Source organism: Mycobacterium sp. (assembly GCF_047975165.1).
Classification (GTDB): domain Bacteria; phylum Actinomycetota; class Actinomycetes; order Mycobacteriales; family Mycobacteriaceae; genus Mycobacterium.
This window is the reverse complement of record NZ_JBKECZ010000024.1, coordinates 1-24,103: the sequence shown is the minus strand read 5'-3', so window position 1 is coordinate 24,103 and position 24,103 is coordinate 1. Positions and strand designations below refer to the sequence as shown.

The window sequence follows — 24,103 nt, the reverse complement described above, 5'->3', positions numbered from 1 at the left end:
ACATGCCAATACTAACCCGCTGGCTGGCAGCTCCCTAAAAACACTGCTGACCGTGATGGGCGGCACCCGCACGGCACCGCTTCCGACCCGGTGCTCAAAGATCCACCGGAACCCGTTTTTCCGCGCAGGCTTGGCCCACCGCCGTCAACATGTCCGTCGTGCGCAGCGTCTGCAGGTCTTCGATCGTCACCGAACCCTTGTCGGTGCGATGCTGCGCAGCCACCCGTGAATCCCGGAGCCGCTCGGCGCGCTCCACGACATTGCGCGCAAAGCGTCCGTTGTGCATCACATCGATGCCGTGCGATCCGTCGGATGCCCGATAGGCACCCAGTGTCGTGCAAGCGGCACCGAACGCCTCCGCCGCGGGCGCCTCGATGACGGTGGCGCGCGGAGTGCCGTAGCGCACCGCGATTTCCACCAATTCGTTCGGGCGGTAGGACTCGAAGCGAAGTCGCCGGTTGAACCGGCCCGCCAGGCCCGGGTTGACGGTGAGGAATTCGTCGACTTCCCGCTCGTAGCCCGCGCCGATGAAGCAGAAGTCGAAGCGGTGGACCTCCAGCGCCACCAGCAGTTGATTGACCGCCTCCATGCCGATCATGTCCGGCCGGCCGTCCTGGTGCCGTTCGACCAGGGAGTAGAACTCGTCCATGAACAGCACGCGGCCCAGCGAACGGCCGATGAGGTCGTTGGTCTTGGGCCCCGACGACCCGATATGTTCCCCGCAGAAATCGGCCCGCTTGACTTCGATGATCTCCGGGTGCCGGACGATCCCCAGGCCCGCATAGATCTTGCCCAGGGCCTCCGCGGTGGTCGTCTTTCCGGTGCCGGGCGGACCGACCAGCAGCATGTGGTTGGTTTGGTTTGCCACGGGAAGCCCGGCCGCCAGCCGCAACGCCCGGACTTCGATCTGATCCTCCAGTTCCGCGACCGCCCGCTTGACGTCGGCCAGCCCGACCTGGTTGTCCAGCAGCGCGCGTCCCTGCGCCAGCAGATCGCGGCGGCGGTCTTCGTCTTGGGCCTCGGTCCGCTGTTGCGCGGTGCGCTGGGTGCCGACGTCCCACCTATCGGTCCTGCTGCCGATGGTTTCCTCGTCGGTCACCACCAACTGCACGCTGGGATCGGCTAGGGCCAGCTTGGCGGGCTCCACCAGGGCACCGTTGATCGCAGCTTTGGACAACCACACCTGCGCCTGTTGCTCCTCACCGAGCTGCCGGTAGGCCATCCCGCGGATATAGGCCAAATCGGCTGCTATCAAGGGGAACTCGCCGGAATCGATCGCGGTTTGCGCGGTGTGGCCGAGTTTTGCCGACGGACTCGGGTGCGAGGTGCGCACCTCGATCCTGTCGGCCCATTCCAATGCGACCCGCGTCTGTCCCAGATGCGCAGCGGCGTGGGCTGCCAGGGCGCAGGTTCCCGCGGTGACCGCGTCCATGATGATCGCCTGAGCGGGCAGCGGCGCCGCGGCAACCGCGATCACATCCGGCCATCGTTGCGCGGCGAACATCAGGTAGGCGGTTAGGTGTCGCTGCCACTGATGGTTTTCCTCGCTGTCCACCAACGACGGGTCGGCCAGCAACGCTTCGGCCCTCTCGTACTGTCGGTCATCGACCAGCGCACTGGCCAGCGCCAGGCCCGCATGGGAAGACTCGGTCACCGAAATCGAAAGATAGGGGCCCGCTTTGATCGGAACGGACAGCCCAACGCCCAAGCGGTTCGTTTCCCGATGCAGGCGGTCTCCATGGGCATACAGCTGCTGGACGGTCGCCAGCTCCTCGTCACCGGCCGCGACCCGGCCCAGCCAGGCGTCGGCCATCGCGGGGTCGAGCTCGGTTGCCTCCCGAAACCGCACCAACGCGGCATCGGAATCACTGTCCAACAACGTCATTGCCTGATCGAACCGCTTGCGTGCAGCCGGTGTGGAGCTGACGGCAGCCATCACGAGCCCGTCAGCGCGGGTTCGTCGGCTCCGAAAAAGTCCGGCTCGGGAGATACGTACCGGTTCTCGGCTCGGAACAGTTCGATCTCCACGATGTATTCGCGGCCGCGGGCAGCGACCTCGACGGTGGCCGGACCGATCTGGCTGATGAGCACATCGACCGCACCCCGGTGCGGCGCGTCCGGGCCACCGACGGAAACCACGGTATTCGGCCGGGGAATCGGGGTGAGGGTGCCATCCACCACGCTGACGGTGCTGCCGGACATCGGCTTGGCCCGGTCGGTGACCATGACGTCGGGCATCCGGACACTGGCCCACCGGCCGGCATCGCGGGTGTGCACCGTTACCCGTTCGCCGGCCGCGGCCAAGCGCACCACAATCCGTTTGGCCAGCGAATCCTCCGCGGCGATATGCACCCGGCTGGACTCTGCCGGATCGTCCAGCGGCAACGTCATGCGGTTCCGGGCACCGGCCTTTCCGAGCAATACCCCCGAAGGTCCGATGGGAACGGCGACCGGCCCCGTCGGAATGCCCCGCCGGACACCTCGCAGCACCGGCATGGGTCCGCAGAGATTGGCGGCGATCCCACGTGCCTGCTCACCGCACAGCGGCCGCAACAGCACACTCGGCGCTGCCGTGGGCTGTTGCGGGGTAAGCAAAGTTACGGTGGCGCAGGCGGTCCCATCGCCGAAGTAGCTGATGTTCTGGGTAACGCCGTCGGCCCCGGTGGACCACGCAAGCGCGAGTGCCCCGGTCGTGATGTCGCCGGGGCGGTAGCCGTAGCTGGTCAGCCAGCCGCCGTCTGTGCGTACCGAACCCCACCGCCGGTTCGGGGCAGCCAACGCCGCCGCTCCGAGCCTGCGCTCGATTTCGACGATGTCGGTCGCGGTGGCCACTTTGGCGCGGATTCCCTGCTGGCGCAACGCGGCGCAGATGCGCTGCGCGGCGGCCAGCGTGGCTGATCCGATGGAGAACCGCCCGGACATCGACCCGGCGTTGGGCAGCGCGGCAACGCGCACTATCATCCAGGTCTCACGCCGGCCGGCGTACGGGGGTGTGCCGATGAGCGTGTCGTACACGCGCGAGTAGTCACCGGTCCTCCGGCGACGGGCACCGGAGCTGACAATGCTGAGCGAATCGATCCGCAGTCCCAGGCTCTGCCGCAGCATGGTCTGCAGAATCCGTGTGTCAAACGTATTTTCGGTCTCGGTGGTGTTGGAGCCGGTGAGGAACGTCGGCGCGTGGGCCTTGCCGAACAGCTGGATGACGGCAACGGCTACCCCGTCCTGATACCGCAGGCCGCCGCCCGCCCTGTCGTTGGCTACCGTCAGAGGCTGCGCCAGAACGATCGGGTGGTTTCGCCTGAACCACAGCATCACCCACGACCACGGCGTCTGACTTCGCCACGGGACCACGAACACCGCCGCCCCGGATACCACACCCATCGCGGCCCAGACATACCCACCGATTGCCCACCCGGCAACTGCTGCGGTGAGGACGGCGGTGATCGTGGTCAGCCGAGCCGGTGCGCTCACGGTCGCCTCCCGGCCCGGGCGACCAGGGCGGCGGCCGCGATCGCCCCCGCGACCACTGCGGCGAACACCAGGGCAACGGTGCGGGCTCGGTGATCAGGCGGCGGCGGCGCTGCCGCGGGAGTCAGGATTCGGCTCCGCGCCGCGGGCGCAAGGCGGTCCCCCGCCGGCACGTCGAACGTCAGGGCGGCAACCGGATCCACCACGCCGTAGCCCACCTGGTTGTCCACCCCGCGAGGGGGATTGTGCGCGGTCTGCAGAATCCGGTTGACGATCTGGTGGGCGGAAAGCTCCGGAAACTTCGCGCGTACCAGCGCGGCGACCCCGCTGACATAGGCGGCCGAAAAGCTGGTTCCCCAGATCGGCATGTTCTTCTCGCCCGGGCGGATGGCCGCATAGGCGTTCACCGGCGCCCCGGTTTGCGCAGACAACCCCATGGTGCCGGCTCCCGGGGCGGCGACCGCCACCCACGGGCCGGACAGGCTTCTGGCCAACGGCGCGCCGGTGTTGTCGACCGCCCCCACCGACAACACGTAGTCGGAGAACCAGGACGGCGACGACACCGTCTTCACCTGGTGCCAGTCTCGGGGGTCGGAGGTGTCCAGCGGATCGAACTGTGGATTTTGGACGCAACCGTCCTCGCTGTCGTTTCCCGCCGCGGCCACGATTACCGCGTCCTTGACTGTGGCGGCATACCAGACCGCCGCGCCGATGGCAGCCTGATCCAATGGGTCTGCGGCCGGAACACACGACGTCACACTGATATTGATGACTTTGGCGCCCAGGTTGGCGGCGTGCACGATCGCACGCGCCAGCGTGGCGATGGAACCGGCTTTCCTGCGCACCTCCGAGTCGCCGGGGTACGGATTCACGGTTTCATAGGCCCGCGACGATTGCCGGATCGAGATGAGGACGGCGTGCGGCGCGACGCCGACGACGCCGTCGGGCGCACCCGCGCCAGGGCCCGGCACTGCGGGGACGTCATCCGGTGTGACGGCTGGATTCCCTGTGCCGCTGGCCGATTCGGTATCGGGCTGCGATGTCGTCGGGGGTGGGGGCGCCGAGGCCGCAGGTGGCGGTGCGAATGCCGGCCGGGGTGGCATCGGCGCCGGCATCGGCGTTCCCTGCGGCGCGGCACCGATCACCGATGCCACGATGGTGCCGTGGGCGTCACAATCCTGCAGGCCGTCTCCGGCCATTATGTAGTCGCCGCCCGGAACAACCTTGAGCCGCGGGCCGGGGGTGACCCCGGTGTCGATGATCGCCACGGCAACTCCGTTGCCTGTCGAGTACTTCCAGGCGCTGGCCACATTCAGCATGGCAAAACCGGGCGCGGTCGCCGTGATGTCGGGTTCTGCTACCGCGATCGTCCGGGCACACATGTTGCTTTGCCGCATGGGCTGCTCCGGTGCCGGCGTAGCATCCTGTGGTACCCGTCCCGGATCGACGCTGGGCGGGGGAACCGCAAGCGCTACGGACTGGCCGTTCAACAGGGCCAGCGCGATGCATACCGTGACGAACGCGCAGATGCGCTGGAGGGCAGGGGGTTTCATCGCATGCGCACCCAGGTGAAGAGTCCGCCGATCCAGGCAGCCATGGGCAACGCCGCTATGATGGCCAGGATTTCGAGCCATTCGGCGGCCATTCTGACCAGCGGTGTGAATCGCGTGACCGGCACCAGCAATGCGGCAAGCAGCCCCGCAGCGGCGAATACCCCCAGTAGCGCGGTTCCCCACCACAATGCATGACCCGACGAACTCGGGTCATGCACCACGTATTTGACTATGCCGGTGCACGTTGCCGCTGCCGCGCCACAGACCAGGGCGACAGCTTGACGCTTGTCCGCGAAGGCGCGGCCCCGGGTGATGGAGATCAGGACGAACAGCGCGGCGAGTACCGCAGCGGCGGCCCCACGATGACCCCCGGGCATCAGGGTGACCCATACCGCGGCGGGTAGCGTCGTCGCGGCGCCCAGGCACATCCCGGTCAATACGGCGTTGGCGCGGATCGCCGCTGTCGCAATGCGGTTGCCGCGCGGTGTGATATCGGATTCCACATCTCCCCCGGTCGCCGTGGCCACCGGGGAGACGGCATCCGGCGGCAGTCCGGCGCTCCGCCGGAACAGGTCGCGCCCGGTGATCGAACCGAAGTGGGGTGGCCGGATACGGGCCACCCACAGCGCGATCGTCGGCGCCAGGGTCAATACCCACAGCAGCGCGACCAGCAGGCACATTCCCAGCCACTGCGCCGGTACCGGCCACCACATCCGCACCGCGGCAACCGCCCCGCCAAGTGCGCAGAGCGTCACCGTGGCCGACGCCGCGGTGATCCGACGGCCCGTCGTCGCGGCGATTGCCCACGTCGACACCCCCGCCGCCAGCGCGCCGATGAACAGATGAGCCGCCCCCACCCGACCCGGGGCAGCCGCTCCCAATCCGGCGGCGATCAAAGGTACGGCCGGCCAGGCCAGGCCGTCGAACAAACCGGTGCGATGCGGCGACCACCGCAGAACCATCGCCGCCGCTGCCGCCGCCGACAGTCCGGCCGCTCCCGCCACCAGGGCAGGCGCCATCATGTCGGACGAGATACGTTGCCGAACCGCTAATCCCAGGACAGTGAGCATGACCATGGCCATAATGGCCAGGGCCGTGTGCTCTGCTGTCTGCGGTGTCACCGGATCGAAGAGCCTTCTGCCCACGCGCGCCAAGCCGGTGGACAGTGATTCGTATTGCGGTTCGAAGGGATCGCCTTCGGCGGCGGTCGCCAGGATCAGGGTTGCGCCGTCTTCCACCCCGAGTTCGCCGAGGGTCTTGGTTACGTCGAGCCGAACTCCGTTGGCCTTCTGCAATTCATAGCGGGTGGTCGGCTCCAGCCCGGCCACCCCGCGGCGGCGCAGCTCATCGTTGACCAATTCGACGACATTGTCGATGAATACCTCGATGGCGACCGATGCCGGATAGACCTGTGAGAGCAGGTTCTCACCGCAGACAACGGCGACGGCACAGCGCGCCGGGAACGAGACCGTCGTCATCACCGCGGCCTGTCGGTATCGGGAATGTACTTGTCTGCCAGGGACGCAGCGATCTCGAACAGCCGCAGCCGCGTCGCCTTCTTCAGTTCATGCCGGGTGTCAATGATCCCGCCCTTTGCCAGATACGGGTCGAACGGCATGAATTCGACGGTGGCGCCGGATTGACGGAAACGTTCGGCGAGGTAGTCACGCGAATCCCCGTCGAATTTGTTGCGGCTGTCGTTGAGGACAACGGTGCTTCGCGAGACCAATTCGTGGTAGCCCATCGACCGCAGCAGATCGATCGCCCGGGTAACCGGAAGCGAGGTGTCGGCGGTCAAGCCCGACACGAATACCAGTGCATCGCAGGCCTCGAGCACCGCTTTCATCACCGGGTGCTCGAGGTCGTCGGAGGTGTCCACGACAATGACGGTGTGCGTGCGGCGCAGCCGCGAGAGCACACCGGTGAACATCGACGGAGCCAGCGGCCGGGGTTGGTCGGAAACTCTGTTGCCTGCCAATACGTCGAGCCCGACACTGTTCTGGCCCAGATGTTCTCGGATGTCCGCGTAACCCTGTACATCCGTGTCGTTCAGCACGGCCGAGTAGTCTCCCGGTGGAGATTCGTCGATACGGCCGGCTAGCGTGCCGAATCCCGGGGCGGCGTCAATCGCCACGACGTTGTCCGGACGGCATTCCCGGAACACTCCACCGATGCAGGCGGCCATCGTCGTCTTCCCGACACCCCCCTTGCCCGACACCACACCGATCACGTACTGCTTGCGGATGTGGCGACGGATACGATTCTGCAAGTCCCGGTAGTGCCGCTCGGCAGGAGATTCGCCTAGGTTGACATTCTGGAATGACAAGCGGTACACAAGTTTCCGCCATCCGGAGCCAGGTGGAATCTTGCGCGGTGACACCATGTCGGAGATTCGCAAAGTCCCCGATACGGACTCTTGATGCTGGTGCAACTCCCGCCCCGCGGCATCCTGCCCTTGCCCGGACGCCGGCGTTCCACTCCACGAATCGATCGCGGTGTCACCATGACTGTCTTGAGTTACCCTCATCTACACAACCTTTCGATACGAATACCATTCCCGGTCTGCGGGCAGGCGCCGCACCATGTGGTCGACCGCGGCAGCGATGTTGCCCCACGAACCCGGGGAGATGATGTTCCATTCGCGTCCGGCGGACCGGACTTCCTCAACCACCACACGTCCTTCGGGCGTGTCGATGATGGTCACCGCGGCCTGTTCGATCCGCGTTCTGCGGATTCGTCCGGTCGCCACACCCGATTGGATGGCGACAATGGACGCCTTCGCCGAACGGGTGTCATCCGCGGCCAGCATCACCGTTCGGAGTTGGTCGGGATCCAGGCCCTGACCGCCGAGAAAGTCGCACATCGGCTGCGCGCCGGCCGATACCGCCCGCAGCGCCTGGGTGTCCAGGGTGACCGGGCGCAGCCGGGCGGCGTCGCTGGGCCCGCACAGTCGCTCGATCTGCGCGTTGAGCACCGCACTGGCCGAGTCCTCGGCGTGCGCGGTGCCCGCCGGGCTGATCCTGATCAGATCCGCGTCGCGTTCCAGAGCTACCCACCACTGGGCGAATCTGGCCAGCAATGCCCGTGGCGGGTTGGCGTCCCCGGGTGTCCGGAAGTCGATGCACAGGGCGATGTCGCGGCGGGACAGCACAGTCAGCCATTCCAGCACCGCGGTGTCCACATTGCCGCCGTCGTCGATGACGCCGGCGGCGCGCAGGTCGGTGGCGATCGGGTGTCGCAGCGCCAATTGCCAGGACTCCACGCTGGGAAGATGCGGCCGCAATCCCAGTTCGGGGGCAACGGTCTCGATGCCCGCGAGAACTTGCAGTGCCCATAGCCCGTCGACGGTGGTGGTGAGCACGATATTTCCCCCTGTGGGCGATAGGCCCGAGGTGCGGGGCGCAGGCGGCATCCGCGCCTCGCGGCCCGCCCGACACCCCTCGCGTCTCGGGCCTATCGCAAAGGTCAGGCGAACAAGTTGCCCATTTGCGCGTCGGTGGCCCGGGCCATCTCGTCGACGCTGTGGACGGTGTGGGCGTGTCGGCTGACGGTTTGGATCATGTCCTCGAGGCCGTGCAGCATCTGCTGCTGGGCGTCGAAGAACGCGGTGGCACCGTTGCCCTGGAAGAAGTCGCCGAGAGCCTGGGTGAGGTTCAGGACGTCGCTGTGGATTTCCATCAATTGGGCGGCCTGCGTGCCGACTTCGCCGGCGAAGCCGACGACGGCGCCGTGGTTGTAGACGATGTGGTCTGTCATTGCGGTTGATTCCTTGCTGTCAAGTCGATTGGAACGGAAGCGGTTCGTGTCAGGCGGTTTGGGCGCCGCCGCCGAACACACCGTTGAGGTTGTGCGCCGCGTCGGCCTCGTGGTTCTCCATCAGGACCGCGGCCCGGCCCAATCCGTTCGCCAGCCGTTGACCACCGGTCATGATCTGCTGCAGATCGTGGTGGATCTGACCGGCGGTGTTGAGTGAGGTGGTTCCGGCGTCACCGGCCCATCCGGTGGCGCTGATGATGTTCTCGTGTCCGCTCAGGTACTGGTTGGCGATCACGGCAGCTTCCTGTAATCGCGCCTCGATCCGCTGCTGGGTACTGCGCAGCAGTTCCGGCGTGACAATTGTTGCGTTCACCATTGAATTGCGTCTCCCTTTATATTTCGCGTCCCCCAAAGCAAGGGCCCGCGCAAAAGTAGAACGCTCGCCCCCCGCTGTCACTTCACCCGCCACGACAACGGCAGCGGAGCTCGACAGACTGCCAAGTGCACACCAGGATCGGGCCGGTGTCAAACGGTCGGCCGACGAGGCTGCTCACCGAGTCGCTCACAATGCGCCGGGCGAAGCCGGCGGGCCGGGGTGTGGGCGCGGCCCGCCGGTTCGCGGCGGCGAGGTGCCGGCGGGCCGGCGGGCCGGCAAGATCGCCGGAGGCGCGGTCACAGCACCGCAGCGCCGTCGGCCAATCCGTCGCCGTCGGCGTCGGATAGCCGGATGTCCCAGCGGCCATCGCCGTCGGTGTCGGCGTATCCGCTAATTCCGCCGGGTCCGCTGCACAGCACGCGGTCGGCCAGACCGTCGGCATCGATGTCGAACAATCGGTCGTCGGGCCGGCCGTACCCGTCGAAGTCGACCAGCGGACCGCCGGTGTGATCGGCGCCGTCCAGTCCCGTCCAGCGCATCGGTGCATCACGTTCCGCGGCCACCGCCCAAGTCCCGAAACCATCGTCGGTGTAGTAACTTTCGGGACTGCCGTCGTTGTCCAGGTCGAGAACCGCGTGGTCGGCCAGACCATCGGCGTCGAAGTCGGCCAGCGCGTCGTCGAGCAGCCCGTCGGCGTCGAGATCCACCCCGACCGCATCCAGGGTGCCGTCGCCGTCGAGGTCCAGATCGGGCTGATGATTCCAGAATGCGGCGCTACCGTCGTCGCCGCCGAGGCAGTAATCCATATCTGGTTTCGACGCCGCGACGTGGCCGGGGGTTCCGCCGGGACCGGCTAGGTGTTGCCGCGCGTCTGCCACCAGGCCAGCAACTCGGCGGTGGCCTCCTCGCGGGACAGCGGCCCGCGGTCCAGGCGCAGCTCCTTGAGGAATCGCCAAGCCTCGCCGACCTGCGGGCCGGCCGGAATACCGAGCAGCCCCATGATCTCGTTGCCGTCCAGATCCGGGCGCACCCGGTCCAGATCCTCTTGTGCGGCCAACTCGGCGATACGTTCTTCGAGCCGGTCGTAGTTGGCGCGCAGCCGGGCCGCCCTCCGCCTGTTGCGGGTCGTGCAGTCCGCCCGCACCAGCCTGTGCAACCGCGGCAGCAACGGCCCGGCGTCGGTGACATAGCGGCGCACCGCGGAATCGGTCCACCTGCCGTCACCGTATCCATGGAAGCGCAGGTGCAGGTACACCAGTTGCGAAACGTCCTCGACCAGCTGCTTGGAGTATTTCAGCGCGCGCATGCGCCGTCGCACCAGCTTGGCTCCGACCACCTCGTGGTGGTGGAAACTCACACCGCCGCCGGGCTCATGGCGGCGGGTGTCGGGCTTGCCGATGTCGTGCAGTAGGGCGGCCCAGCGCAACACCAGATCAGGGTCGCCGTCCTCTAGGTCGACGGCCTGCCGCAGCACGGTCAGCGAGTGCTGATAGACGTCCTTGTGCTGGTGGTGCTCGTCGATGGCCATCCGCATACCGCCGACTTCGGGGAGCACCACCTCCCCCATGCCGGTCTGGACCAGCAGGTCGATCCCGGCTACCGGGTGCTCGCCGAGCAGTGTCTTGTCCAGCTCGGCGGCAATGCGTTCGACACTGATCCGCGCCAGTTGCGGAGCCATCTCGCCGATGGCCGCGACTACCCGCGGCGCCACGGAGAATCCGAGCTGGGACACAAAGCGTGCGGCGCGCAGCATCCGTAGCGGGTCGTCGCCGAAGGACACCTCGGGTGAGGCCGGGGTGTCCAGCACCTTGGCCCGCAAGGCGGTCAGACCATCCAGCGGATCCAGAAACTCGGCGGGCCCGGCCGGCGATATCCGCACCGCCATAGCGTTGACCGTGAAATCGCGGCGGACCAGATCATCTTCGAGCCGATTCCCGAAGCGCACCTCCGGATTACGGGAAACCTGGTCGTAGGTGTCGGCGCGAAACGTGGTGATCTCCAGACGCTGTTCCCCGCAGCCGACACCGACGGTGCCGTATTCGATGCCGGTATCCCACACGGCATCGGCCAGCGGCTCGACGATGCTTTGCGCCTTCTCGGGCCGAGCGTCGGTGGTGAAGTCCAGATCCGGGCTCAGCCGGCCCAGCAGTGCGTCCCGCACCGAGCCGCCCACCAGGTACAACTCGTGCCCGGCGTCGCAAAACGCCGACCCGAGCGCACTGAGCAGGGGGGCGTGCCGGTGCAGCGAGACCGCGGCCGCGGTCAGCAGCTCAGCGTCCTGGACGGGTTCGGCCACGTTGACTGAGCCTAGTGGGGGGCATCCGCCCGCCGAACGTGCAACTACTGTGAAAAAACAGCCCATTTTTCGCAGTAGTTGCACGCTCGGCGCGAACGCCAGGCCCCGAGGGTGCCGCCGCCGATCCTCTCCAAGACCTCCCGCACGGCGAGTACGTCCGGGGAACCCCGCTGTACCAGCTAATATCGCTGGGGTGTCGGAGGGCGAGCAGGCCAAACCACGTCGGCGCCGGAGCCGGCGGCGCGGTCGCGGGATCGTGCGCCTGGCGGACGGCAGCGCCGGACGCCGTGCCCGAGACCGGCTTCCCGGCACCCCCGCATCCCCCGCATCCCCCGCATCCCCCGCATCCCCCGCATCCCCCGCATCCCCCGCCGCCCCCGACTCCCCCGCCGCCCCGGCAAACCCGGACTCCCCGGAAAACCTCGACTCCCCCGCAACCCCCGGCCCCCCGCCGTCCCCGGCGCTGGCGGCCAAGAGACGCTCCAGGCGCCGAGCGGAACGCCTGCGCACTGTCCACGAAACCTCGGCCGGGGGCCTGGTCATCGACGGAATCGACGGTCCGCGCAACGAACAGGTCGCGGCCTTGATCGGTCGAGTCGACCGGCGCGGCCGCATGCTGTGGTCCCTGCCCAAGGGGCACATCGAACTCGGCGAGACGGCCGAGCAGACCGCCATCCGCGAAGTGGCCGAGGAGACGGGTGTTCGCGGCACCGTCCTGGCGGCTCTCGGACGCATCGACTACTGGTTCGTCACCGACGGCAGGCGGGTACACAAGACGGTGCACCACTATTTGATGCGGTTCCTCGGCGGTGAGCTCTGCGATGAGGACCTGGAGGTCGCCGAGGTGGCCTGGGTACCTCTGCACGAACTCCCGTCGCGGCTGGCCTACGCCGACGAACGCAAACTGGCCGAGGTCGCCGGTGAACTGATCGACACCCTGCAGACCGACGGCGAAGAGGCACTACCTCCACTGCCGGCCAGTTCGCCGCGCCGCACCCCGCAGACACATTCGCGCACCCGGCACGCCAACGACTCCGCAGCGCGGCGGGAGAACGGCAACGGGCGGGGACCGTGACGCCGGCCCGACTTCGGTGGCCCCGGGCGACGCGTGGCGCCGCAGTGACCGGCGTTGTCGTCGGTGCTGCGATGTTGTGCACCGCCCCGCTGTCAGCCCCCCGCGCCAAGGCCGGCGAGCCGACGCCGACGCCGTTCGTCCAGGTCCGGATCGACCAGGTGACCCCCGACGTGGTCACCACCAGCAGCGACCCGCTTGTCACAGTCACCGGCACGGTGACCAGCATCGGCGACCGGCCGGTTCGCGATGTGATGGTCCGGCTCGAACACGCGCCCGCCGTCGCATCGTCGATCGAATTGCGCACCACGCTCGACAATGGCGCCGACGATTTCGAGCCCGCCGCCGACGTTGTGGCGGTGGCCCCCGAGTTGAAACGCGGCCAGCAAGCCCGGTTCGTCCTATCGGCCCCGCTGCGCCCGTCGGCCGGACCGTCGCTGCGGATCGACGGGCCGGGCGTCTTCCCGATTCTGGTCAATGTCAACGGGACCCCGGACTACGGCGCGCCCTCCCGATTGACGAACGCGCGATTCCTGCTTCCCGTGGTGGGGGTTCCACCCGGGGAAGGTCTCGGCATCGCCGCGGCCGTGGCTCCGGAAACCACCAAACCGGTCTGGATCACCATGCTCTGGCCGCTGGCCGACCGTCCCCGGCTCGCTCCCGGCGTTCCCGGCGGCACCGTCCCGGTGCGGCTGGTCGATGACGAACTGGCTGCCTCGCTCGACGGAGGCGGGCGGCTGGATGCGCTGCTGGCCTCGGCCGAACTCGCCACCAGCCGCGCCGTCGATCCCGACGGTGCGGTGAACCAGTCGCTGTGCCTGGCTGTCGACCCGGACCTACTGGTCACCGTCAACGCGATGACCGCCGGCTACGTGGTGTCCGACGCAACCGACGGCCCCGCTCAACTACCCGGCACCCCGACGCATCCGGGTACCGGCCAGGCCGCGGCGAACCTGTGGCTCAACCGGCTGCGCGCGCTCGCAAAGCACACCTGCGTGGTAGCGCTGCCCTATGCCCAAGCGGACTTGGATGCGTTGCAGCGGGTGGCAAATCCCGGGCTCAGGTACACCGCCACCGCGAGTCCCGCCGACATCGTCGACCGAATACTGGATGTCGCGTCGCTTCGCGGCACCGCGGTCCTGCCTGACGGTCCACTCACCGACCGGACCGTCACCCTGCTCGACGCCAACGACGACACCGTGGCAGTGGCCGCCGCCGACCCGGCCCCCGCGGGGGCTGCTCCGATCGAGATCGAGCCCCGCCGATTGTCGGCGCGGGTGGTGGTGGCACCGTTCGACCCCGCCGTCGGCGCCGCACTGGCCGCGGCCGGGACCAATCCGATCGTCCCGGCGTATCTGGACAAATCCCTGTCGGTGGGCGTCAACCGCGATTCGGCCACCGCACGCCGCCAGGACGCCCTCGGTGCAATCCTGTGGAGGAGCTTGTCTCCGGAGGTCTCACCGCGCACCGAACTCCTGGTGCCGCCGGGGTCGTGGACCCTGCGCGCCGACGACGCACAGTCCATCCTGACCGCCCTGGCCACTGCCATCCATTCCGGGCTCGCCGTGCCACGCCCCCTGCCGGCACTGATCGCCGACGCGCCAACCCACTCCGGTCAGCCCGACCCGCCGGGCGGATACCCCTCGGCACGGGGCCAGTTCGATTCCGATGTCGTCGGCCGGATCGCCGAGCAGACGAGTCGACTCCAGGACCTGACGTCGGCGCTGATGACCGATGAGCGCACCGGCCTGACCGGCGCCCAGTACACCGCACCGCTGCTGGAGGACATGCTCCGGACTTTGAGTCGGTCGGTTCCGCCCGATGCCCGCGACGACTTGGCTCAGCAGCGGCTGTCGGTCACCGGGAAGACGATCGACGACATTTTCAGGTCGGTGACCATTGTCGAACCGAGCGGCTCCTACACGTTGGCCACCGAACACAGCCCGCTGCCACTGGTGTTGCACAACGGCCTGACGGTACCCATCCGGGTGCGCCTGCAGATCAGTGCCCCGCCCGGGATGACGGTCACCGATCTGGGAGAGATCGAGCTGACGCCGGGGTACCTGCCGTTGCGCGTGCCGATCGAAGTCAACTTCACCCAGCGGGTGGCCATCGACGTCGGGCTCAGCACCCCGGACGGCACCGCACTCGGTGAGCCGGCGCGGCTGTCGGTGCATTCCAACGCCTACGGCCAGGTGCTGTTCGCGATCACGATGACCGCAGCGGCGATCCTGGTGCTGCTGACCGGGCGACGGCTGTGGCATCGTTTCCGCGGCCAGCCCGACCGCGCCGATCTGGATCGCCTGGGCCCGGCGACGAAGAGAACCGGCGACTTCGCGGGTCCACCGGGCCGGCAATTCGAGCAACCGCACCCGATCCCGCACCGAGATGCCCACAGGCGGGCGGCGGACGACAGGATCGAAGAAGAGCACCGAGTATGAGCCGCGCGCCGCGGCGGGAGGAGTTGTCCGACTCGGCCCTGGTTCAGCGTTCCTGGGGCATGGCGTTCGCCACCCTGATCAGCCGGCTCACCGGCTTCGCCCGGATCGTGCTGCTGGCGGCCATTCTGGGTGCCGCCCTGTCGAGTTCGTTCTCGGTGGCCAATCAGCTGCCCAACCTGGTCGCTGCACTGGTGCTGGAAGCGACGTTCACCGCGATCTTCGTCCCGGTGCTGGCCCGGGCCGAGCAGGACGACCCCGACGGCGGAGCGGCCTTCGTGCGGCGGCTGGTCACGCTGGCCACCGCGCTGCTGGTGCTGGCCAGCACATTGTCGGTGCTGGCCGCGCCTCTGCTGGTGCGCCTCATGCTTGGCCGCGACCCGGCCGTCAACCAACCGTTGACCACTGCGTTCGCCTACCTTCTGCTGCCCCAGGTGCTGGCCTACGGACTGTCCTCGGTATTCATGGCGATCCTCAACACCCGCAACGTGTTCGGGCCGCCCGCCTGGGCGCCCGTGGTCAACAACGTCGTCGCGATCGCGACACTCGGGGTCTACCTGGCGGTCCCCGGCGAACTCTCCGTCGACCCGGTGCACATGAGCAACCCCAAGTTGCTGGTGCTCGGGATCGGCACCACCCTGGGAGTGTTCGCCCAGGCTACGGTGCTGCTGGCCGCGATCCGGCGTCAGCACATCAGTCTGCGTCCGCTGTGGGGCATCGACGAACGGCTCAAGCGCTTCGGCGCCATGGCGGCGGCGATGGTGCTCTACGTCGCGATCAGTCAGATCGGGCTGGTGGTGGGCAACCAGATCGCCAGCACGGCGGCCGCCTCCGGTCCGGCGATCTATAACTACACCTGGCTGGTCCTGATGCTGCCGTTCGGCATGATCGGCGTGACGGTGCTGACCGTGGTCATGCCGCGGTTGAGTCGCAACGCCGCGGCCGAGGACATCCCCGCTGTGCTTGCCGATCTATCCCTGGCGACCCGGCTCACCATGATCACCCTGATCCCGACGGTCGCGTTCATGACGGTCGGCGGCCCGGCGATGGGCAGCGCGCTGTTCGCCTACGGGAATTTCGGCCAGGTCGACGCCGGCTACCTGGGCACCGCGATCGCGCTGTCGGCGTTCACCCTGATCCCCTACGCGCTGGTCCTGCTGCAGCTGCGGGTGTTCTACGCGCGCGAACAACCCTGGACTCCGATTGCGATCATCGTGGTGATCACCGCGGTCAAGATCCTCGGATCGATACTGGCGCCCCACCTCACCGCCAACCGCGACCTGGTTGCTGGCCTGCTCGGAGCGGCCAACGGCCTGGGTTTCCTGGCTGGTGCGATCGTCGGCCACATCCTGTTACGGCGCAGCCTACGGCCCCGCGGTGGCGCCCTGCTCGGGATGACCGAGGTTCGCACGATCCTGGTGACGACGGCGGCATCGTTGCTGGCCGCCCTGATCGCCTTCGTCGCCGACCGGCTGCTCGGGCTGGATCGGTGGACCGCCTACGGCGGCATGGGTTCGCTGCTTCGCCTGCTGGCACTGGCGGTGATCATGGTGCCCGTCCTGGCCGCGGTGCTGATCGGTGCGCAGGTCCCCGAGGCGACTGCGGCGCTGCGGGTCATCAAGCGCCCCCTTGAAACGGTCGGCAGCCGGCCGACCCCGTTGAAGGCTGCGGTCTCGGCACGGCACCACCGCGTCGCGTACCCTGATCGGAGAAATTCGTCCCCACCGGGAGACCGCGGGGGCGGGGTGCCGATCCAGCCCCGACCTCCGGCAACCCCGGCCGGGCTAGCGAAAGGACCGGAGGTGAGCGACCGCACGTCGGATAGCGCCCCACCGCCTTCGATCCCCGACCGCCAGCCGGCCGGGGACTCACGTCTCGGCGATTCTCCGATGCCGGCCGAGGAGGCCGGCCTGGTCCCCGGCGCACGCATTGCCAACGGACGCTACCGGCTGCTCATCTCCCACGGCGGCACCTCGCCACTGCACTTCTGGCAAGCTCTGGACACGGCTCTGGACCGTCAAGTCGCACTCACCTTCGTCGACCCCGAGGGCGCCCTGCCCGAAGGTGTGGTGCAGGACATTCTTTCCCGCACCCTACGGTTGAGCCAGATCGACAAGCCCGGGATCGCCCGGGTACTCGATGTCGTCCAGATCGACACCGGCGGCCTGGTCGTCGCCGAATGGATCCGGGGCGCTTCGCTACGGGAAGTCGCCGACACCTCGCCGCCGGCGATGGGCGCCATCCGCGCCGTGCAGGCGCTGACGGCGGCAGCCCAGTCCGCGCACCACACCGGCGTCGCGCTGTCCCTCGATGACCCCAGCCGGATACGGGTGAGCATCGACGGCGACGTGGTGCTGGCGTACCCGGCGACCATGCCCGCCGCCAACCCGCGGGACGATATTCGCGGCATCGGTGCCTGCCTTTATGCGCTGCTGATCGATCGGTGGCCACTGCCTGAGATGGGCGAGCGCAGTGGCCTGCGGCCCGCCGACACCGACGCCGAGGGCCGGCCCGTCGAACCGAACCGGGTAAACCCCGCCATTCCGTTCCAGATCTCTGCCGTCGCCACGCGATCGGTGCAGCAGGACGGCGGGATTCGCACCGCCTCGACCCTGCTGAACCTGCTGCGGCCGGCGAATGCGGTGGCAGGCGGCACAGAGGTGCTGGGGTCCAGCGGGGAGACGCCTGCCGGGCCAGCCGAGCGCGGAGACGAGCGCGACGCGAACGCGTCCTTGCGGCGCCGACGCAACATAGTGATCGGCGCCGCTATCGGGGGCGTCGCCCTGCTGGTGACGTTGCTGGTGCTGGCATCGGTGGTGCGCGGGATCTTCGGCGACCTCGGCAGCGGACTCCAGGGAGACCAGCTCGGGCTCAACGAGAGCCAGTCGGCGTCTGATTCGCCCGGTGACTTGGCGGCTCCAGGAAGCATGGTCCAGCCCACCGCGGCCACCGTCTTCTCCCCCGCCGGAGGAGCGGACAACCCCGGAACCGCCGGGCTGGCGATAGACGGCAAGTCGACGACGGCGTGGAAAACCGACGTCTACTCGGATCCGGTGCCGTTCCCCTCCTTCAAGAACGGTGTGGGCCTGATGTTGCAGTTGCCCAGATCGACGAAGGTGGGTGTGGTCACCATCGACGTGTCCAGCATCGGGACGAAGGTGGAGCTCCGCTCGTCAAGCTCACCGAACCCGTCCAAACTGGACGAGACCAAGGCCCTGGCACCGGCCGCCGCCCTGCAGCCCGGACACAACACGATTCACGTCGACGCCGACGACCCGACCTCGAATCTGCTGGTGTGGATCTCCACCCTGGGCACCACCAACGGCATGAGCCTGGCGGAGATCTCCGAAATCACCGTCGAAGCAGCTTCCTGAGCCACCGGGTGAAGTGCCCGACCGGCACCGGATTCGCTACGGTCCGGCGGTGGGTTTCCCGGGAGTAGGACCGCGTGCGGCAGGCCGCCGGCGACACACCGATGCGGACCTGCTGGCAGCCCATGTCGCCGGCGACCGACACGCCTTCGCCGAGCTTTTCCGGCGCCACCACCGTCGGCTCCACCGGCTGGCGCGGTTGACCAGCCTGAGCCCCGAAGACGCCGACGACGCCCTTCAGGATGCGATGCTGGCAGCACACCGCGCTGCCGCCACATTCCGGTACGAAGCACAAGTCGGCACCTGGCTGCATCGCATCGTGCTCAACACCTGCCTGGACAGGCTGCGGAGCGCCCGGCGGCGGCCGGTGGTTCCGCTGACCGACGAATATCCGACCACCGACGAAACCGGCCGGGTGGAGGCTGCGATCAGCGTGCAGCAGGCACTGCTGCGCCTGTCCGTCGAGCAACGCGCCGCGGTGGTGGCGGTCGACATGCAGGGCTACTCGATCGCCGAGACCGCCCGATTGCTCGGAGTCCCCGAAGGCACCGTCAAAAGCCGGTGCGCCCGGGCACGGGCCCGCCTTGCCCACCTGCTGTGCTACCTCGACGCCGATGCCGCACACTGGGGCGGATGAGTGCCGCCGACGACGACGCCGAACTGACCGTCGAGTTGCTCGCCGACTTGCAAGCGGGTCTACTCGACGACGACACCGCGGCCCGCCTGCGCAACCGGATCCGCACCGATCCGCGGGCATCCTCGGCGTGGCAGGCGCTACAGCGAGTCCGCGGCGACATCGGCGCACTCGGTTGGGCATCCGCGTCCGAAGTCCCGCCGCAGACGGTCGCCGGGGTCCTGGCAGCGCTGCGATCCGCCGAGGGTCGCACACCCCATGCCGCGCGGTCGGCTGCACGTCCGGCCCGGGTCGTCGTCGGCGTCCTGGGCGGGTTCGCGGCCATCGCCGCGATCGGTATCGGTACCGCGGAGCTGCTCGACGAACCCACAGCCGCGCAGAGCGGATCGCCCACCGCGGGCCACATCACCGTATCCGCGGCCGTGCCGGTGATTCCCCTCTCCCGGCCCGAGATCCTCGCGCTGCTGCACCGCCCACCCGACTTCGGGGTTCTCGGCGAGGTGTCCGTGCGCGCGTCGTGCCTCAACGGGCTGGGCTACCCGGCCTCCGCTCCGGTGCTCGGCGCCCAGCCGGTGGAGATCAGCGCCCAACCCGGTGTCCTGCTGGTCATGCCCGGGGACACCGACCAAGCCGTGGTGGCCTACGCCGTGGCACAGAATTGCAGTGCCGCAGACCCGGGCCTGCTGGCCAGCACCGTCGTCCCACGCTGAACCCGGCCCGGCCCGGCCCGGCCCGGGGATTGCCGACTCTTCATGGGTGTAGTCGGGTTCTGAGTCCGGCGGCTGTGCGGCGTTCGCGAGCGTAACGGGGCTGCGATTTCGCGCTCCGGATTTCGCCGTGACGTTACGCTCGCGAGCATGGCCGGCCCGCACCCAGGTGTCTCGGCTCACTGCCGGGAACACCCCCGCCTACGCTGGCGTTCGTAGTATCTGAGATCACCCGAGCGATCCCGTATCCGGAAAGGCCCGCATGCCCGAGCACTCCACCCCAGCCATCCACGACGTGATCGTCATCGGTTCCGGTCCCGCCGGGTATACCGCGGCCCTCTATACGGCGCGCGCGCAGCTCAAGCCCTTGGTCTTCGAAGGGACCTCGTTCGGCGGTGCGCTGATGACCACGACCGAAGTGGAGAATTTCCCCGGGTTCCGCGAGGGCATCACCGGACCGGCATTGATGGACGAAATGCGTGAGCAGGCGCTCAGGTTCGGTGCGGACTTGCGCATGGAAGACATCGAATCGGTGTCGCTCGACGGTTCGGTGAAATCGGTGGTCACCGCCGAGGGCGAGACATTCCGGGCGCGCGCGATCATCCTGGCTATGGGGGCGGCCCCCCGGTATCTGCACGTGCCCGGCGAACAGGAACTGCTGGGCCGCGGTGTCAGTTCGTGCGCCACCTGCGACGGCTTCTTCTTCCGCGACCAGGACATCGCCGTGATCGGCGGTGGGGACTCCGCCATGGAAGAGGCCACCTTCCTCACCCGCTTCGCACGCAGTGTGACCCTGGTGCATCGCCGCGAGGAGTTCCGGGCATCGCGGATCATGCTCGACCGGGTCCGGGCCAACGAGAAGATCGCCGTTGTGACCAACAAGGCCGTCGTCGCGGTGGACGGCGACCAGACCGTGACCGGCCTGCGATTGCGTGACACCGTTACCGGCGAGGAAACGGCGCTGCCGGTGACCGGTGTTTTCGTCGCCATCGGCCACGAGCCCCGCTCGGCCCTGGTGCGCGACGCCATCGACGTCGACCCGGACGGCTACGTACTGGCGCGGGGACGCACGACCAGCACCTCGATGGACGGCGTTTTCGCTGCCGGTGACGTGGTCGACCGCACCTACCGGCAGGCGGTCACCGCGGCCGGCAGCGGCTGTGCGGCAGCGATCGATGCCGAACGCTGGCTTGCCGAGCACGAACCGACCGGACGGCCCGATACCCTGATTGGAGCGAAGCGATGAGCGATTCCGAGAAGTCCGCCACCACCGAGGTGTCCGACACCTCCTTCCCAACCGCGGTGCTGTCCAGCAGTAAGCCTGTGCTGGTTGACTTTTGGGCTGCCTGGTGCGGTCCGTGCAAGATGGTGGCGCCGGTGCTCGAGGAGATCGCCGCCGAGCACTCGGCCACCCTCACCGTCGCCAAGATCGACGTCGATGCCAACCCCGAAACCGCCCGCGACTTCCAGGTCGTCTCGATCCCCACGATGATCCTGTTCAAGGACGGCCAGCCGGTGAAACGGATCGTCGGCGCCAAGGGCAAGGCGGCGCTGCTGCGCGAGCTCTCCGACGCCGTCCCCGGCCTCGGTTAGCGGTCGCGGCGGCGGGCGGGCGGCCGGGGGCATCCCTGCTGCTGGCCTCCCGTCGGCCTCATCACGTCGGCGAATCGACTCCCGGCGCGGCCTGGGGTTTCCCGATATCGCTGATGATCTGAGACAATGCCCGTTGACTGCGCTGCAGGTGGCAGCGATCTCGACTAGTTTCGGAGGACCATCGGTATGCCGAGTCCGCGCCGCGAGGACCGCGACGTGCTGCGCTGTGGCGACCGCAGCGCTGCCGTCGCCGAGATTCGGGCCGCCCTCGCCGCGCTGGGAATGCTGGAGTCTCCCGACGAGGAGTTCAGCACCGGCCGCCATCTTGCGGCCGATGTGTTCGATGCCGAACTCGACCATGGGATACGCGCCTTCCAACAGCATCGCGGACTGCTGGTGGACGGCATCGTCGGTGAAGCCACCTACCGCGCACTGAAGGAAGCCTCCTACCGGCTCGGCGCGCGCACTCTCTACCATCAATTCGGCGCACCCCTGTACGGCGACGACATCGCAACCCTGCAGGCCCGGCTTCAAGATCTGGGTTTCTACACGCGCTTGGTCGACGGGTATTTCGGTTTGCAGACGCACAGCTCGCTGATGTCCTACCAACGTGAGTACGGACTGGCCGCGGACGGTATTTGCGGCCCGGAAACGCTGCGCTCCCTGTACTTTCTGAGTTCGAGGGTCAGCGGCGGTTCCCCGCATGCCATCCGCGAAGAAGAGCTGGTTCGCAGCTCCGGTCCCCGGCTGTCGGGTAAGCGGATCATCATCGATCCGGGGCGGGGCGGAAGCGATCACGGTCTGCTCACCCCGAGTTCGTCGGGGCCGATCAGCGAGGCAGACATACTGTGGGACTTGGGGAGTCGACTCGAAGGCCGGATGGCGGCCATAGGCATGGAGACATTCCTCTCTCGGGCCGTCAATCGATGCCCGTCTGACACCGAACGCGCCGGTATGGCCAATTCCGTTGGTGCGGACCTGATGATCAGCCTCCGTTGCGAAACACAAACCCGCCCTGAAGCCAACGGCGTCGCTTCTTTCTACTTCGGCAATTCCCACGGGTCGGTATCCACGATCGGGCGAAACCTCGCCGACTTCATCCAGCGGGAGATAGTCGCTCGCACCGGGCTACGCGACTGCCGCGTTCACGGGCGGACCTGGGATCTGTTGCGTCTGACCAGAATGCCCACCGTTCAGGTCGACGTTGGCTATATGACCAACCCGCGCGATCGCGACATGCTGGTGTCGACACAGGTGCGGGACGTCGTCGCCGAAGGGATTCTGGCAGCGGTGAAGCGGCTCTATCTACTGGGCAAGAACGACCGGCCCACTGGCACATTCACTTTCGCCGAACTGCTCGCACACGAAATGTCCGTCGAACAGACCAGCCGTATAACCGGCTCCTGAAATCCTCAGGACGCCCGAAACTTTCACGTCAACTACGGTATCCATCCGCGGAATCGACTGCCTTCAGCGCGTTGCCGGCCGAAGCCGCTCCCACCGGTTGCTCGACCTGAGTTCGAACATTTTGCTCAAGACCCAGGAGTGAGTGCAAGTCGTTCGCGAGCGTAACGTGGCTGCGATTTCGCGCTCCGGATTTCGCCCTGGCGTTACGCTCGCGAGCAAGCGGGCTAAACCTCGCCCCGGAGCGATTCACCACCGCCGCCCCCGAGGTCGGGCGAGATCGACTGCCTTCAGCGCGTTGCCGGCCGAAGCCGCTCCCACCGGTTGCTCGAGTTCCGCGTTTTCCAGCAGCCTTTCCAACGCCGCCTCGACTTCGGCTTTCCAGCCCAGCCCCTTGTCCAGCTCCAGTCGCAGCCGCGGGAAGTACGGGTGCGGCGCCACCACTTCGAAACCGGCGTCGATCAAGAAGTCGGCGGCGATCACGCAGTGCTCCACGGAGCAGTCGCCAAGGGCTTCCAGCACCGGTCGGATGTCCGGGTCCGCCGGCCGCAGCTCGGCAACTGCCTCGGTGCGCCCGAACGCTTCCAGCGCACGCACGCCGCGGCGAACCATTTCGTCGATCACGGCGGCGATGAGGCTGTGCGGCAGGTCGTCGTCGGCTTGGCCCCGGTCAGTTCCCATCGATGTCAGCAGCACCGCGTCGGCCGACACCGGCGCGGTCGGAAACCGGTGGGCCCGCGGCACCGCCCTCGGTGGGGTATAGAAGACATATCCCAGACAGGGCGGGTCGGCTTGGCTGCGGCCGTCGGGGATGGCCGTAGCCACCTGCCCGCACGAGCCCCACTCCAACATGACCATCGAAAGCCAGGCTTCCTTTTCGAACTCCGGATCCGCGAGGTAGCCGTCCTCTCCCAGGGTTGCCGGGTCGACTTCCCAGAAGACACACCGGCGAGCGTGCTTGGGAAGTTGCTCGAAGGCTTCGAGCCGTAGCCTGGCAATGCGAGCTGACACTAGACTCCTAGACTCCTAGCCTCTGTGCGACACCGGCCGGTCCGCATCGCCGCAAGTCCACGCGGATCCGGGCCCTCTGTGTCCCGGCGAGCCGTAGGGTGCCGAGACTCATCCTGCTACCCACGAGCCAGGCTCCGGGCGCTGCGCTCTGGGCTCTGGGCGCTGGGCTCCGAGCGCTGGGCTCCGGTCTCCGGTCTGCACCGGCAGCCCTTCCAGGATAGGAGGTCGGCGTGTTCGCGGGCCAGTGTTCGCGGGCCAGTGTTCGCCCCGGGAGGCCCGCTCCGCACACCGCACGCCGCCTGCAGCACGCCGCACGCCGCACGCCGCCCGCCGCACACGAGCCGCCGGGCCGCCGGGCCGCCGGGCGGGACCCCGGGCGAACAGCCGCCATCGCTGCCGCCGCTGCCATTTCACCCCCCTGCCT

Annotated in this window: 19 protein-coding genes; 8 read left to right on the top strand and 11 right to left on the bottom strand. The window is 68.0% G+C overall.

All coding sequences use genetic code 11. From position 1 onward, the window contains the following. Positions 1 to 94: 94 nt before the first annotated feature. From eccA to ACK5M9_RS01665, 10 genes are all read right to left on the bottom strand, one after another. The gene (gene eccA / locus ACK5M9_RS01710; RefSeq protein ID WP_416891482.1) at positions 95 to 1,936 is read right to left on the bottom strand and encodes a type VII secretion AAA-ATPase EccA; all 1,842 of its coding nucleotides are present in this window, start codon (positions 1,934 to 1,936) and stop codon (positions 95 to 97) included. Then, positions 1,936 to 3,471, bottom strand: coding sequence for a type VII secretion protein EccE (gene eccE, locus ACK5M9_RS01705; RefSeq protein WP_416891481.1), 1,536 nt, complete (start codon positions 3,469 to 3,471; stop codon positions 1,936 to 1,938). Before eccE ends, eccA begins: the two co-directional genes overlap by 1 nt. Further along, positions 3,468 to 5,021 (bottom strand): S8 family serine peptidase, encoded by a 1,554-nt coding sequence (locus ACK5M9_RS01700; protein WP_416891480.1) that lies wholly within the window; start codon positions 5,019 to 5,021, stop codon positions 3,468 to 3,470. Before ACK5M9_RS01700 ends, eccE begins: the two co-directional genes overlap by 4 nt. Then, the gene (eccD, locus tag ACK5M9_RS01695; RefSeq protein WP_416891479.1) at positions 5,018 to 6,499 is read right to left on the bottom strand and encodes a type VII secretion integral membrane protein EccD; all 1,482 of its coding nucleotides are present in this window, start codon (positions 6,497 to 6,499) and stop codon (positions 5,018 to 5,020) included. The genes ACK5M9_RS01700 and eccD overlap by 4 nt, the downstream gene beginning before the upstream one ends. Next, positions 6,499 to 7,548 (bottom strand): MinD/ParA family ATP-binding protein, encoded by a 1,050-nt coding sequence (locus ACK5M9_RS01690; protein ID WP_416891478.1) that lies wholly within the window; start codon positions 7,546 to 7,548, stop codon positions 6,499 to 6,501. Before ACK5M9_RS01690 ends, eccD begins: the two co-directional genes overlap by 1 nt. After that, a complete protein-coding gene (locus tag ACK5M9_RS01685; protein WP_416891477.1) occupies positions 7,549 to 8,382 on the bottom strand; it encodes an ESX secretion-associated protein EspG in 834 nt (277 codons plus the stop codon). It lies immediately after the preceding gene. A 104-nt stretch (positions 8,383 to 8,486) separates the two neighbouring features. Continuing rightward, positions 8,487 to 8,777 (bottom strand): WXG100 family type VII secretion target, encoded by a 291-nt coding sequence (locus ACK5M9_RS01680; protein WP_416891476.1) that lies wholly within the window; start codon positions 8,775 to 8,777, stop codon positions 8,487 to 8,489. A gap of 49 nt (positions 8,778 to 8,826) precedes the next feature. Continuing rightward, positions 8,827 to 9,150, bottom strand: a complete 324-nt coding sequence (locus ACK5M9_RS01675) for a WXG100 family type VII secretion target (RefSeq protein ID WP_416891475.1) — start codon at positions 9,148 to 9,150, stop codon at positions 8,827 to 8,829. 299 nt (positions 9,151 to 9,449) lie between these two features. Next, a complete protein-coding gene (locus tag ACK5M9_RS01670) occupies positions 9,450 to 9,959 on the bottom strand; it encodes a pullulanase (protein WP_416891474.1) in 510 nt (169 codons plus the stop codon). A 47-nt stretch (positions 9,960 to 10,006) separates the two neighbouring features. Next, entirely contained in the window at positions 10,007 to 11,449 is a 1,443-nt protein-coding gene (locus ACK5M9_RS01665; RefSeq protein ID WP_416891473.1) for a CCA tRNA nucleotidyltransferase, read from the bottom strand. A gap of 193 nt (positions 11,450 to 11,642) precedes the next feature. On the opposite strand from ACK5M9_RS01665, the gene ACK5M9_RS01660 reads away from it, so the two are divergent. From ACK5M9_RS01660 to ACK5M9_RS01625, 8 genes are all read left to right on the top strand, one after another. Continuing rightward, positions 11,643 to 12,524 carry an NUDIX hydrolase gene (locus tag ACK5M9_RS01660; RefSeq protein ID WP_416891472.1) on the top strand — a complete coding sequence of 294 codons (882 nt, stop codon included), beginning with the start codon at positions 11,643 to 11,645 and terminating at the stop codon, positions 12,522 to 12,524. Beyond that, positions 12,521 to 14,962, top strand: coding sequence for a hypothetical protein (locus ACK5M9_RS01655; protein WP_416891471.1), 2,442 nt, complete (start codon positions 12,521 to 12,523; stop codon positions 14,960 to 14,962). Before ACK5M9_RS01660 ends, ACK5M9_RS01655 begins: the two co-directional genes overlap by 4 nt. Further along, positions 14,959 to 18,333, top strand: coding sequence for a murein biosynthesis integral membrane protein MurJ (gene murJ / locus ACK5M9_RS01650; protein ID WP_416891470.1), 3,375 nt, complete (start codon positions 14,959 to 14,961; stop codon positions 18,331 to 18,333). The genes ACK5M9_RS01655 and murJ overlap by 4 nt, the downstream gene beginning before the upstream one ends. Positions 18,334 to 18,382: 49 nt before the next feature. Continuing rightward, on the top strand, positions 18,383 to 18,967 hold the full coding sequence (gene sigM / locus ACK5M9_RS01645) for an RNA polymerase sigma factor SigM (RefSeq protein WP_416891469.1): 585 nt from the start codon (positions 18,383 to 18,385) through the stop codon (positions 18,965 to 18,967). Next, complete coding sequence (locus ACK5M9_RS01640; RefSeq protein WP_416891468.1) at positions 18,964 to 19,674, top strand: hypothetical protein; 711 nt, start codon at positions 18,964 to 18,966, stop codon at positions 19,672 to 19,674. Before sigM ends, ACK5M9_RS01640 begins: the two co-directional genes overlap by 4 nt. Positions 19,675 to 19,933: 259 nt before the next feature. After that, a complete protein-coding gene (trxB, locus tag ACK5M9_RS01635; RefSeq protein ID WP_416891467.1) occupies positions 19,934 to 20,917 on the top strand; it encodes a thioredoxin-disulfide reductase in 984 nt (327 codons plus the stop codon). Next, positions 20,914 to 21,264 (top strand): thioredoxin, encoded by a 351-nt coding sequence (gene trxA / locus ACK5M9_RS01630; protein WP_416891466.1) that lies wholly within the window; start codon positions 20,914 to 20,916, stop codon positions 21,262 to 21,264. The genes trxB and trxA overlap by 4 nt, the downstream gene beginning before the upstream one ends. Before the next feature lie 186 nt (positions 21,265 to 21,450). Then, entirely contained in the window at positions 21,451 to 22,671 is a 1,221-nt protein-coding gene (locus tag ACK5M9_RS01625) for an N-acetylmuramoyl-L-alanine amidase (protein WP_416891465.1), read from the top strand. Between the two features lie 246 nt (positions 22,672 to 22,917). Here the strand turns inward: ACK5M9_RS01625 and ACK5M9_RS01620 are convergent, their stop codons facing one another. Next, on the bottom strand, positions 22,918 to 23,679 hold the full coding sequence (locus tag ACK5M9_RS01620) for an acetyltransferase (RefSeq protein ID WP_416891464.1): 762 nt from the start codon (positions 23,677 to 23,679) through the stop codon (positions 22,918 to 22,920). Between the last annotated feature and the right edge of the window lie 424 nt (positions 23,680 to 24,103).